The sequence below is a fragment of the Micromonospora sp. URMC 105 genome (assembly GCF_051386295.1).
Lineage (GTDB): Bacteria > Actinomycetota > Actinomycetes > Mycobacteriales > Micromonosporaceae > Micromonospora.
In genome coordinates this window covers 1-11217 of record NZ_JBPQTL010000042.1, presented here as the reverse complement: position 1 = coordinate 11217, position 11217 = coordinate 1, and the positions used below count along the sequence as shown (strand labels likewise).

The window sequence follows — 11217 nt, the reverse complement described above, 5'->3', positions numbered from 1 at the left end:
TCACGAATTAAGAGGCAGACCGCACCGCGCACGCATCGAAACGCCCCCGGGCCTCCCGCCGTGACCGGTCACCCCTGACCGGGGTGACGGTGTGCATCGATGACGTCGACTGTCCCGGCCGGGCGTGGAAGCACCGTGGAAGGAGGGTGGAGGAGCGGCTCTCCGGCCCCACCACGTGAACCATCGCGGCGACGCGTGGAACCGGCTCTCCGCCGGCGGACCGTCGCCGGCGGGCGCGGTCATCCCGCGGTGGGCGTGGCCTTCAGGTCCAGCAGCCCGGCATCGACCACCGCGCGGCTGAGCGGCCGCGCCAGTTCCGCCAGCCGCGCACACCCGTCCTCGCCGAGCACCCGGTAGGCCGGCTCCGCGAGAGCATCGGTCCGATCCTCCACAGACTGACGCAGCTCCCGGCCGGCCTCGGTGAGGGCCAGGTCGTCGCCGTCGGCCAGCAGGCCGCGAGACCGCAGCTCGTCCACCGCCTCGGCCCACTCGTCGCTGGTCCAGCCACGACTGCGGCGCAGGAACCGCACCGGTACGTCGCCGGTCGCGGCGTGCAGCACGAGCGCCTCGAGCCCGTTCAGGCCGGCCAGGAGCAGGGCGCTGACGTGCCCGTCGCCGCGGAACTCGCGCAGCAGCGTCTGCGCGTGCCAGAGCACGAGGTGCGGCTCGTCCGGCCACGGGAGCGCCGCGTGGGCGGCGAAGAGCGGGCGCCCGGGCAGTTGCTCGCAGGCCGACTCGGCGGCTCGGCGCGCCAAGCCGGCCGCCTCGGCGACGGCCGGGGTGCCTGCCCCGTCCTCCAGGTCGGCGAAGGCCCGGCGCAGTGCGGCGTCCGCGGCGTCCAGGCGGGCGCGGAGCACGGCCGTCGGGGCGGCGCGTTCCCAGGCGGCGGGCAGCGCCGCGTGCACCAGCGCAGGCTTGAAGTTGAAGAAGGTCGCGACGACCGGCTCGGCCGGTACCGCTCCGAACGCGGCCGACCGGGACGCGAAGTAGCCGGTCAGGCCGTCCAGGCCGAGCGCGCCGTACCGTTGCCGCGCCTCTGGCGCGAAGTAGATCATCGCGTGGATCGGCTCGGCGCGGCGCCATGCGGTGCGGGCGACCGCGGGGGCGAGGGGGGATCGGGCCACTGCAACTCCTTCCGTCACTGCCGTGCCATGGCCACGCCGGCGTGGTCGTCGACGCGGGGCCGCCTGCTTCGGCGGGGCGTCGGACACGGCTGTGGGTCGCGCCGTCGGCTGCCGGGCAACCGACGCCGCTGACAGGGGCCCCGACCGTAGCGCACCGCCGGCCGCCGGTCTCCGGACGAGTCAAGGGCGGACCACCGCGGCTGCCATCAACTGCTCGCGACGTTGCGACAGGTCAGGTCACCGCGCGGCGGACCTTCGTTCCCGATGGACGACGACCGCCCGCCCGTGTCGGCGGGCGGGGATTGTCGTAGGCGACTTCTAGCCTGATCCGGACCCGACGCCCGAGGAGGCCGTACCCATGCTCGACCACCTGTCCATCCAGGCCAACGACGTGGCGGCCAGCGCCGCCTTCTACGACGCCGCCCTGGCCCCGCTCGGCGGCCGCCGGTTGATGGAGTTCGGCCCGGTCATCGCCTACGGCACCGACCGCCCCGACTTCTGGCTCGGGCCGGTGGGCACCGGCGGTGAGGCCCGGGAGGCGCACATCGCCTTCACCGCCCCCGACCGCGCCGCCGTGCAGGCGTTCCACGACGCTGCGGTCGCCGCCGGCGCCGAGGTGCTGCACGCGCCCCGACTCTGGCCGGAGTACCACCCGACCTACTTCGGGGCGTTCGTCCGGGACCCGGACGGCAACAACGTCGAGGCCGTCTGCCACGCACCCGAGGCGAGCTAGCCGGGATCCCGTCTCGGGTACGCGAGCACCGCACGCTCCCACTGCTCGGCGGCGGTCAGCAGCTGCGCGACGGAGACCCGCAGCGGCACCGGATGCACCTGGGTCTGCGGCGGCCGCTCGATCCACGGCGGCAGCGACTCGTAGGAGAAGACGGCGGTCAGCTCGATCCGTCCCCCGCCGGTGACCAGCGACCGGAAGCTCAGGTTCGGCTCCACCACGTGCCAGGTGGCGCGGTCACCGACGTCCGCCCCGCCCTGGCGGTGCAGCCACCGCGCCAGGTCCACGGCCTCCTGCGTGGTCAGGCACGGGTCACGCCACGACCAGGCCCGCCCGTCGGCGGTACGGACGTCGGCGGTTATGAACAGCCAGTCGTCATCGTCGGGAGTCTCCGGCGGCGGCCCCTGGTAGCCGGTCGGCCGAAGGTGCAGCCGCGCGCCGTCGTCCGACCGGATCTCCACGGCTCAGCCGCGCCCGAGCAGGATCGCGGCCCGCGCCAGCCAGCGCGGCACGTCGGCCTCGTGGTACACCCGCTCGCTCGGCTCGATCCCGGCGAGAAACGCCGCGTACACGGCGGCCGACCGCACCGCCGCCACCGGCCGCAGGAGCTCCACGACCCGTTCCGGGTCGCAGCCGGATACGGCGGCCCGCCACCGGGCGCACCACGCGGCAGTCAGGGCGTCCGAGGCGTCCGGCGGGAGCCCGCTGGTCAGCGTCAGGATGTCGAAGGCCGGGTGGCCGACGAACGAGTCCCCCCAGTCGATGATCACCCGCCGCTTCCCGTCGCTGCGGACGTTGCCGGGGTGCAGGTCGCCGTGCACCAGCGTGTCCGGCACACCGCATTCGCGGGCCCGCGCCAGCCGCGCCTCCAGCCCGCTCAGCACGGCTTCGGCGTCGTGCTGGGCGAGCGCGGCGCGGATCCACCGGGCCAGGGCGACGCCGCGCAGGTCCGGCACCCCGGCCGCCACCAGGTCGTCGGCGAGCGGCAGCGCGCCTACCTGAAGGGCGTGCTGGTCGGCGGCGATGGCGTCGCGTTCGGCGGCCTCGGCCCCGTAGCGGTCCTCCCCCGGTACGTGGTCGAGCAGCATCCGCCCGTGGTCGTCGGCGGCGAGCAGGGTCGGCACCAGACCGGGCGTGATCGCGCCGAGTCGGCGCAGCACCGTCGCCTCGTGCCGGAAGAAGCCGGGTACCTGCTTGAGCCAGACCGGGCCGTGCGGACCGTCGAGTCGCCAGATCGCCGACAGGTTCCAGGTGCGGCGCTGCGCCACCTCCTTCGCCGGCCGGCCGAGTTCGTCGAGGGCGGCCGTGGCCCAGGCGACGGTGGCGGCCGGCCCACCGGGCTCGGCGTAGGGGGCGCGCAGCGGGTGCGGTGTCAGGTCCGCGTCCACCGGACGCAGGGGCGGGGCGGGTGGTTCGGCCACTTCGGCCAGGTACGTCACCGCGCCGCCGACCCCCGGTTGATCGCTCTGTCCGCGCAGCAGCCGCAGCACCGCTACCTCGACGAGCGCGCCCTGGACGACCTCGTCGACCTCCTGCCACCAGGGAGTCGGCACCTCATACGGCGGCAGCGCCCCGAGCGGCCGACCGGCGGGGTCGACCAGGACGAGGGTCACGGTGCGGCTCACGGTCGCCGACCGTAGCGCCGGGGTGGGACGCGGGGCGACTGGTTATCGCACCGGGGGTGCCGTTCGGCACGGCAAGCTGGCAGCGGCCAGCAGGTCGGTCATCGGTCGCCCGCCGATCGCAGGGCCGGAGCGCGGCAGGCCGGGCCTGTTCATCCCCGTGCGCCAGCTCCTCTTTCCGTGCAGGGCAGAACGTGGTTCACCAGTTCCCGCAGGAACTGACGAGGGTTGGCGAACTCGGCCAGGTGACCCGCATCCGGGATGGTCACGAACGCCTTCTTCGGTGCGTGTACGCGCTCCACGTACGCTCTGGCGGTCGAGACCGGGGTGACGATGTCCGCTGCGCCCTGGAACACGAAGAAGGGCACGTCGAAACGGTAGCCGACCGCGTCGAAGTCGAAATCCCGGATCGGCTCGTAGAGCTGTCGGGCCGAGTAGGCCATGCCTTTCTGCACCGCCCTGATGTCCTTCATCGTGCAGTCCGGCGCGTACAACAAGGCAGGCAGCATGAGGTCGTTGACCGCGTTCGGCACGCCTCTGGTCACCTTGATGCTCAACTTGTTCAACGTCAGATACTGCTGATGGCTCCACGCAGTCTTGTCCGCGCCCATCGCCCGCAGTGCGGCGGCGCCTTTCCTGTCGCCTACGCTCTCGGCGGCAGCCAGGGTCAGTGCGTAGGAGGCCTCGATGCCGCCCGGGCTGCTCTGATCGGTGCCGACGTAGGCGGCGAAGGACTCCGGCTGCGCGCGGATCATGAGCAGACCGGTGAGGCTGCCGACCGAGCTGCCGAGCAACACCACCTGCTCTTTGCCAAGACGCTCCTGCACGTACCGCACGAGTTCGAGGCCGTCATCGGCGAGTCGTTGCAACGACAGTGGAGCGCTACCCGATTCGCCGTTCTTCTCGTACGTGTTGCCGGCCCCACGTTGATTCCACTGGACGACGGTGAAACGGTGCTCCCACTCGCTGAGCCACGGATTGAAGGGCACATAGGGCGATGCGGGCCCGCCGTGCAGGATCACCAGCACCGGGTTGGACCGATCGTGTCCGCGGATCGTCACCCACTGCGCTATCCCGCCGATGGTCACGAACTTCTCTTCACGGATGCCGTTGGGGCTCGTGATGACCAGCTTTCGCGCATTGCGCCGCTGCATGAACGGCCGGACAACCATGCCGATGACCGGGTTGGCCATAGTTGAGCCTCTTCTCGGCAAGTCGTGCGGCGAGGTGGTGGTGAACGTCGGCAGCGACCAGCAGAGTACGCGTTCCTGGTCAGAGTCATGAGGTGCCGCCGCTCGTGTCCGGGGCTGTCCGAGCCCGCGCAGCAGCCGCAGGCGGTGTGAGCCGTTATCGCACCGGGTCGTGGGTGCCGCGCGGTACTCCCGGCTTGCAGCGGCGGAGCCGGTCCGCCGCCATCCGCCCGCCGACCGCCAGGCCGTACCGCTCCACGGCGGTGAGGCCGTACGCGCTGCACGTCGGGGTGAACCGGCACTGGCCGGGCCAGCGGTGCGACAGCCAGCGCCGGTAGCCGAGGATCGCCGCCCGGCCGGCCCGGTCCACGACCGGCGCCCGGCTGACCTGGGCGGTGGTGGCACCGAGGGTGAGCAGAAAGGAGAAGAGCCCGAGGTCGCAGCAGTTCGGGCCGTCGCACTCGCAGTTGTCGCAGCCGGCGTAGCCCCAGTCGCGCTTCTTGTTCTTCTTGTTCTTGGCGGTGCGCCGACCCCACAGTCTGTTGATCACGCCGAACATGGTGCGACATCCCCGCCACCCGGATGCTGGTCAGGCCGGTCGGTCGGACGGCACCGTCAGGGCGAAGTGGACGGTGGGCCGCCGCCCGACCCGCTGCGCGAGCGGCACCAGCACCCCGTGCAGCACCGGATACTTGCGAGCCAGCAACCGGGCCGCGCGCCGCTCCTCGTCGCCGGTGACCCGTCGCGCGGTGGCCTCGACGGCGGAGCCGGTCGGTCGGCCGCGACCGGTGCACGGGGCGACGGTGACGTGCGGATCGGTGTGGATGCGCCCGGTCTCGCCGGCCCGTTCGAAGCTGCGCACGTACGCCTGCTCGCCGTCGACGGCGATGCTCACCGGCGTGCCGTCGCGGCGGAAGCTGGTCAGCAGCACGGTCTTCTGCCGGGTGAAGGGTGCCCACACCGGTGTTGCGGCGGTCTCGACCGCGCCGAGCACTCCCCCGAGTTCGCGACGGCGCGCCGCCAGCGCCACCGCGGCCAGCACGGCGGTGAACCCGATCAGCCAGGTCTGGGCGGCGCTGCCGCCGAGGTGCCGGTCGACGACGTGGGTCCCGGTGTGCGCGAGCGCCCCGGCCAGGTACCCGGCCAGGGCGACCGCGGACGCGTCGGCCCAGATCGCGGCGAGCAGCAGGGTCACCCCGATGCCCAGCTGGAACGCGCCGACGTCGTGGACGAAGTGGTGGCTGCCGGGAAAGTCGACGGCGTCGGCGAAGCCCTCCGGTCGGCCCAGCCCCCACCCGCCGACGATCAGGGCGGCCACCCCGAGCAGGACACAGGCGGCGCGCACGATGCTTCTCATGCCGCCTCGACGTGACGCGAAGGGCGAACGTGACGGTGCCCGGCGGTACGGTCCGGGGCATGGAGCAGCGGATCAGTCTGGTCACTCTCGGCGTCGCCGACCTGCCACGCGCCCGGGCGTTCTACGAGCGGCTCGGCTGGCGCGGCCAGGAGGTCGAGGAGACCGTCTTCTTCCAGGCCGGCGGCCTGGCCTTGGTGCTGTGGGGGCGCGACAAGCTGGCCGCCGACGCGGGCGTGCCGGACGCCGGCCCGGGCGCCGTGACGCTGGCGCAGAACGTCCGTTCCCGCGCCGAGGTCGACGACGTGCTGGCCACGGCGGCGCGGGCGGGCGCGCGGATCACCCGCCCGGCGGCGGAGACCTTCTACGGCGGCTACGCCGGCTTCTTCACCGACCCCGACGGTCACGTCTGGGAGATCGCCTGGAACCCGGGGTTCCCGCTCGCCGACGACGGCACGCTCACCCTGCCCGACTTCACCTGAACACGGTGCGCCGCACACCCCGGTGACCGGCGCAGGCGTCGCGCCGCCCGCCGGTGAGGCTGACCGCGCCGTCCCGGCACTGCACCAGGTAGCCCCGGCCGGACCAGAAGTCCTGCGCGCAGTCGAACCAGTCGCAGATCCGGTGGTCGGGCTGGCGCACACGTTTGCCGGCGCAGAAGTCGTACCCGATGGGGTTTGCCGGGGCGCCGCAGCGCCGCTGAGCCGACGGCGTCGGGGTGGGCGTGGGGGACGGGCGGCGTGCCTTGGGGGCGGCGGCAGACGGCGGCGCGGCGGCGCGCGGCGCGGCGACCCGGGCGGGTACCGGCGTCGCGGCGACCGCGACGTCGGCGGCCGTGGTGGCGGGCGGGTCGGATTCGAGGAGCACCGCGGGTACGACCAGGGCGAGCGCGGCGGCGACGGCGACTGTGCGCCGGCCGCCGGGAAGGCGCCCGATCAGCCGGGCCTGCCCGGGGGTGGCGATCGCCGGCCGGAACGGTTTGCTCTGTTCGTGTTCGGCGATCAGCTCGTCGAGCTGCGCGATCACCGCCCCGCGCTGCTCGATGGCGTCGGCGAAGGCCAGGGTGAGGGTGAACCGGAACTCGGCCGCCGCCGTGGGCGGCACCAGCAGCCCGCAGGTCTGCCGCCGGTCGAGGACCTGGATCAGCGAGACCGGGGCCGCCGGGTCGTGGGACAGGCCGGTCATCTTCCCGTACACCCAGTCGCGCCGGCCGCGTCCGCCGAGTAGCACCAGGCGACGGTTGGTGATCACGGCGAAGCCGGCGTCGGTGACCTTGACCCCGTCGGGGAGCCGGTGGCGCAGCGGCGCCGGCAGCGGCTCGACGGTCAGGTCGGGGGCGGGCAGCACCGCGGTGTGCCGGAGCTCGACCAGTTGCGCGGCGGGTAGCGCCCAGAAGACCACCTCGCCGGGGGCGAGTTCCAGGGGCAGGCCGTGGCCCGCCGCGACCGAGCCCTGCAGGTCGACCGCGAGGGTACGCAGCCGCCGCAGCTCGTCGTCGCGCTGCCGCCACGCCCGCTCGGCCTCGCGGTATGTCCGCTGCCGGCGTTCGTTCTGCTTGCGCGCCCAGGTGTAGCGCCAGGTGGAACCCGTCGAATCAGTATCTGCCACGCCGACTCCTTCGCCGCGCGAGCCACCAACCGGGTGTCACCCGGATCAACGGCGTCGGCGAGTCAGGCGGACACGCCGAAGCGGGCGAATCACCCGATCGGGGGACCAATTAGCACGATAGGTGGAGGCGGCCGCGTCGATTCACGTCCTACCTGGCGACCCGGCCGACGGAAGAGACCGACGCCGCCGGGGCGGCGGAGCGCGCCGGGCGCCGGTGCGAGATCACCGCGTGCGCCGTGCGGGCCGGCGGAAGCCTCGGTAACGTCAGCCGCAGCCGGACGGCGACGGGGCCACCCGGCACCGTGGTGCGGAGGTGGGCTCGGTGAGCGGCAGCGTCGTGCTGGGCGTCGACATCGGCACCACCAGCACCAAGGTGGTCGCCTACGACACCGAGGGTGAGCAGCTCGCCCATCATGCGGTGGGCTATCCGCTGGACGAGCCGCACCCGGGTTGGGCGGAACAGGACCCGCCGACCATCTTCGACGCCGTCGTCGAGTGTCTCCGTACCGTCGCCGGTGAGCTGCCCGGGCCGGTGGCGGGCCTGTCCTTCAGCACCGCCATGCACAGCCTGATCGGGCTGGACGCCGACGGCGTTCCGCTCACCCCGTCGGTCATCTGGGCGGATTCGCGGTCCAGCGCCCAGGCGGAACGGCTGCGGGCCGCGCCGTCGGGGCTGGCGCTGCACCGGCGCACCGGCACCCCGGTGCACCCGATGGCCCCGCTGCCGAAGCTGGTCTGGTACTCCGAGCAGGAGCCGCAGCTCTTCGCGCAGGTCACCCACTGGGTGGGCATCAAGGACTACGTGCTGCTGCGGCTGACCGGCGCACTGGTCACCGACCACTCGGTGGCCTCGGCCACCGGGCTGATGGACATCCACCAGCTGGCCTGGGACGCGGAGGCGCTGGGCATCGCCGGCATCGTCGACGAGCAGCTGCCCGAGCTGGTATCGACCACCACGGTGCTGCCCGGGCTCACCGCCGGGGCGGCCGCCGCGACGGGCCTGCCCGCCGACACCCCGGTGGTGGTCGGCGCGGGCGACGGGCCGCTGGCCAACCTCGGCCTCGGCGCCGTCAAGCCGGGCGTGGTGGCCTGCTCGATCGGCACCTCCGGGGCGATGCGGGTGGCCGTCGAGCGGCCGGCCGTCGACCCGCTCGGCGGGGTGTTCTGCTACGCGCTGACCGCGGACCGCTGGGTGGTCGGCGGTGCCATCAACAACGGCGGCATCGTGCTCCAGTGGACCGGTGACGCGCTCGCGCCCGAGCTCGGCGAGGACTCCGAGGAGAAGCTGCTGGCGCTGGCCGAGCGGGCGCCGGTCGGCTCCGGTGGGCTGATCATGCTGCCGTACCTGCTCAGCGAGCGGGCGCCGCACTGGAGCGCGCTGCCGCGCGGTGCGTACGTCGGGCTGACCCACGGCCACCGCCGCGAGCACCTGGTCCGGGCGGCGCTGGAAGGGGTGTGCCAGCAGCTCGCCCTGGTGCTGGCCTCGGTACGCGCGGCGGGCAACGAGGTGCGCGAGATCCGGGCCAGCGGCGGCTTCGCACGCAGTCCGCTGTGGCGGCAGATCCTCGCCGACGCGCTCGGCATGCCGGTGCGCTTCCCCGCCGGGCACGAGGGCTCCAGCTTCGGCGCGGCGCTGCTCGGCATGCAGGCGCTCGGGCTGATCCCGTCGATCGAGGTGGCCGCCGACCTGGTGGACATCGACGAGACCGTGCACCCCGACCCGGCCGCCGCCGCGACCTACGCCGCGCTGCTCCCGCTCTTCTCCGAGCTGTACGACGCGCTGGTGCCGACCTTCGCGTCGCTGCGACGGCTGGCTCCCAGCCTGCCGCCGGAGCCGTCACCCACCGCCGCCCCCATGTGATCGCCCGTCCCTTCACGGGCCGGACGCCGTCCGAAGGTCGTGATAACCGTGGTCACTCTCCTCGCCGCACCCGCCGAGCCGCTCACCGACGCCGGTGACGCCCAACTGATCGTCGCGGCCCTGCTGGGTATCGCCGCGGTGGTGCTCCTCATCGCCTGGGGCAAGGTCCACCCGTTCCTGTCGCTGATCCTCGGCGCGGCGGTGCTCGGCGTGGTCGCCGGCGTGTCGGCCGACAAGATCGTCACCTCGTTCAGCGGCGGCGTCGGTTCCACGGTGGGCGGGGTCGGCCTGCTGATCGCGCTCGGCGCCATGATCGGCGGCCTGCTCGCGGAATCCGGCGGCGCGGACAGCATCGTCGAACGGGTGGTCGGCCGGGTCTCCGGCCCGGCGCTGCCCTGGGCGATGGCCGGGGTGGCCGCCCTGATCGGGTTGCCGCTCTTCTTCGAGGTCGGCGTCGTGCTGCTGGTGCCGATCGTGCTGCTGGTCTCGCTGCGCACCGACGTACCGCTGATGAAGATCGGCATCCCGGCGCTGGCCGGCCTGTCGGTGCTGCACGGCCTGGTGCCGCCGCACCCGGGCCCGCTGGTCGCGATCGACGCGCTCGGCGCCAACCTCGGCCAGACCCTCGCGCTGGGTCTCCTGGTCGCCATCCCGACGGTGATCATCGCCGGTCCGGTCTTCGGCAACCTCATCGCCCGCTACGTCCCCGCCACCGCCCCGGAGGCGCTGCTGCCCACCCGGCAACCGCTCGCGGTCCCCGGCGGGCGGGGAACCGGTCGCGGCCCTCTCGACGCCGACGGTGACCTGGTGACCGAGGACGACCTGGCCAACCCCGGCACCGGCCGCCCAGGCGCGCCGATCGACGAGGCCGCCACCGAGCAGGTGCGGGCGCGCCGCGCACCCGCGTTGTGGGCGGCGGTCATCACGGTCCTGCTGCCGGTGGTGCTGATGCTCCTGCGGGCGATCGGTGAGCTGGCCCTGGCCGAGGGCACCGCGGGACGCAAGGCGCTGGACATCGCCGGCACCCCGATCATCGCCCTGCTGGCCGGCGTCATCTTCGCGATGATCTTCCTCGGCTACCGGACCGGCTTCAGCCGCTCGCAGGTCTCCGGCTTCCTCGGCGGGTCGCTGCCGCCGATCGCCGGCATCCTGCTGATCGTCGCGGCCGGCGGCGGCTTCAAGCAGGTGCTGGTCGACGCCGGCGTGGGGAACCTGGTCGCGAACGCGGCCGAGGGCGCGAACCTCTCGCCGCTGCTGCTGGGTTGGCTGGTCGCCGTGGGCATCCGGGTCGCGACCGGCTCCGCCACCGTCGCCACCATCACCGCCGCCGGCATCGTGGCCCCGCTGGCCGGCACCCTCCAGGGACCGGAGGTGGCGCTGCTGGCGCTGGCCATCGGCTGTGGCTCGCTGTTCTTCTCGCACGTCAACGACGCGGGCTTCTGGCTGGTCAAGGAGTACTTCGGCCTGACCGTCGGGCAGACCATCAAGAGCTGGTCGGTGATGGAGACGATCATCTCGATCGTCGGCTTCCTCGGCGTCCTCGCCCTAGACCTGGTCCTGTAGCACCCCGCCCGCCCTGCGCCCCGCGGGCTGGGCTGCGGCGGCACTTTCAGAGAATGAGGGCCCATCCGGCGCGGAATGGCCACTCTTTCCGAGAAAGAGGCCGGAGACCTTCTACGGCGGCTACGCCGGCTTCTTCACCGACCCCGACGGTCACGTCTGGGAGAT

At 73.4% G+C, this 11217-nt stretch carries 11 protein-coding genes; 4 read left to right on the top strand and 7 right to left on the bottom strand.

Going from position 1 to position 11217, the window contains the following annotated elements; translation table 11 throughout:
- Nucleotides 1-239: 239 nt before the first annotated feature.
- Nucleotides 240-1124 (bottom strand): SCO6745 family protein, encoded by an 885-nt coding sequence (locus ACSNN7_RS15705; RefSeq protein ID WP_436681533.1) that lies wholly within the window; start codon nucleotides 1122-1124, stop codon nucleotides 240-242.
- A 358-nt stretch (nucleotides 1125-1482) separates the two neighbouring features.
- On the opposite strand from ACSNN7_RS15705, the gene ACSNN7_RS15700 reads away from it, so the two are divergent.
- Nucleotides 1483-1857 carry a VOC family protein gene (locus ACSNN7_RS15700; protein ID WP_436681532.1) on the top strand — a complete coding sequence of 125 codons (375 nt, stop codon included), beginning with the start codon at nucleotides 1483-1485 and terminating at the stop codon, nucleotides 1855-1857.
- On the opposite strand, the gene ACSNN7_RS15695 is transcribed toward ACSNN7_RS15700, so the two are convergent.
- The 5 genes from ACSNN7_RS15695 to ACSNN7_RS15675 all read right to left on the bottom strand — a co-directional run bounded on the left by ACSNN7_RS15695 (nucleotide 1854) and on the right by ACSNN7_RS15675 (nucleotide 6023).
- Nucleotides 1854-2315, bottom strand: a complete 462-nt coding sequence (locus tag ACSNN7_RS15695) for a WapI family immunity protein (protein ID WP_436681531.1) — start codon at nucleotides 2313-2315, stop codon at nucleotides 1854-1856. The genes ACSNN7_RS15700 and ACSNN7_RS15695 overlap by 4 nt on opposite strands.
- A gap of 3 nt (nucleotides 2316-2318) precedes the next feature.
- Nucleotides 2319-3479 carry a phosphotransferase family protein gene (locus ACSNN7_RS15690; protein ID WP_436681530.1) on the bottom strand — a complete coding sequence of 387 codons (1161 nt, stop codon included), beginning with the start codon at nucleotides 3477-3479 and terminating at the stop codon, nucleotides 2319-2321.
- Nucleotides 3480-3628: 149 nt separating this feature from the next.
- Nucleotides 3629-4669 (bottom strand): alpha/beta fold hydrolase, encoded by a 1041-nt coding sequence (locus ACSNN7_RS15685; RefSeq protein ID WP_436681529.1) that lies wholly within the window; start codon nucleotides 4667-4669, stop codon nucleotides 3629-3631.
- 154 nt (nucleotides 4670-4823) lie between these two features.
- A complete protein-coding gene (gene yidD, locus ACSNN7_RS15680; protein ID WP_436681528.1) occupies nucleotides 4824-5216 on the bottom strand; it encodes a membrane protein insertion efficiency factor YidD in 393 nt (130 codons plus the stop codon).
- A gap of 39 nt (nucleotides 5217-5255) precedes the next feature.
- Nucleotides 5256-6023: a PPOX class F420-dependent oxidoreductase gene (locus ACSNN7_RS15675; protein ID WP_436681527.1), complete on the bottom strand. Its 768-nt coding sequence runs from the start codon at nucleotides 6021-6023 to the stop codon at nucleotides 5256-5258.
- A 59-nt stretch (nucleotides 6024-6082) separates the two neighbouring features.
- Between ACSNN7_RS15675 and ACSNN7_RS15670 the strand changes: the two genes are divergently transcribed.
- Entirely contained in the window at nucleotides 6083-6502 is a 420-nt protein-coding gene (locus tag ACSNN7_RS15670) for a VOC family protein (protein ID WP_436681526.1), read from the top strand.
- Here ACSNN7_RS15670 and ACSNN7_RS15665 read toward each other — a convergent pair.
- Nucleotides 6495-7628: a hypothetical protein gene (locus ACSNN7_RS15665; RefSeq protein WP_436681524.1), complete on the bottom strand. Its 1134-nt coding sequence runs from the start codon at nucleotides 7626-7628 to the stop codon at nucleotides 6495-6497. The genes ACSNN7_RS15670 and ACSNN7_RS15665 overlap by 8 nt on opposite strands.
- A gap of 322 nt (nucleotides 7629-7950) precedes the next feature.
- On the opposite strand from ACSNN7_RS15665, the gene ACSNN7_RS15660 reads away from it, so the two are divergent.
- Both ACSNN7_RS15660 and ACSNN7_RS15655 read left to right on the top strand, forming a co-directional pair.
- Nucleotides 7951-9489 carry a gluconokinase gene (locus tag ACSNN7_RS15660; protein ID WP_436681523.1) on the top strand — a complete coding sequence of 513 codons (1539 nt, stop codon included), beginning with the start codon at nucleotides 7951-7953 and terminating at the stop codon, nucleotides 9487-9489.
- A 48-nt stretch (nucleotides 9490-9537) separates the two neighbouring features.
- Nucleotides 9538-11052, top strand: coding sequence for an SLC13 family permease (locus ACSNN7_RS15655; RefSeq protein WP_436681522.1), 1515 nt, complete (start codon nucleotides 9538-9540; stop codon nucleotides 11050-11052).
- Nucleotides 11053-11217: the final 165 nt, after the last annotated feature.

Excerpts from the sequence above, each read along its gene's own strand:
- ACSNN7_RS15670 (WP_436681526.1), top strand. The coding sequence starts at position 6,083 with ATGGAGCAGCGGATCAGTCTGGTCACTCTCGGCGTCGCCGACCTGCCA.
- ACSNN7_RS15700 (WP_436681532.1), top strand. The coding sequence starts at position 1,483 with ATGCTCGACCACCTGTCCATCCAGGCCAACGACGTGGCGGCCAGCGCC.
- ACSNN7_RS15675 (WP_436681527.1), bottom strand. The coding sequence starts at position 6,023 with ATGAGAAGCATCGTGCGCGCCGCCTGTGTCCTGCTCGGGGTGGCCGCC.
- ACSNN7_RS15685 (WP_436681529.1), bottom strand. The coding sequence starts at position 4,669 with ATGGCCAACCCGGTCATCGGCATGGTTGTCCGGCCGTTCATGCAGCGG.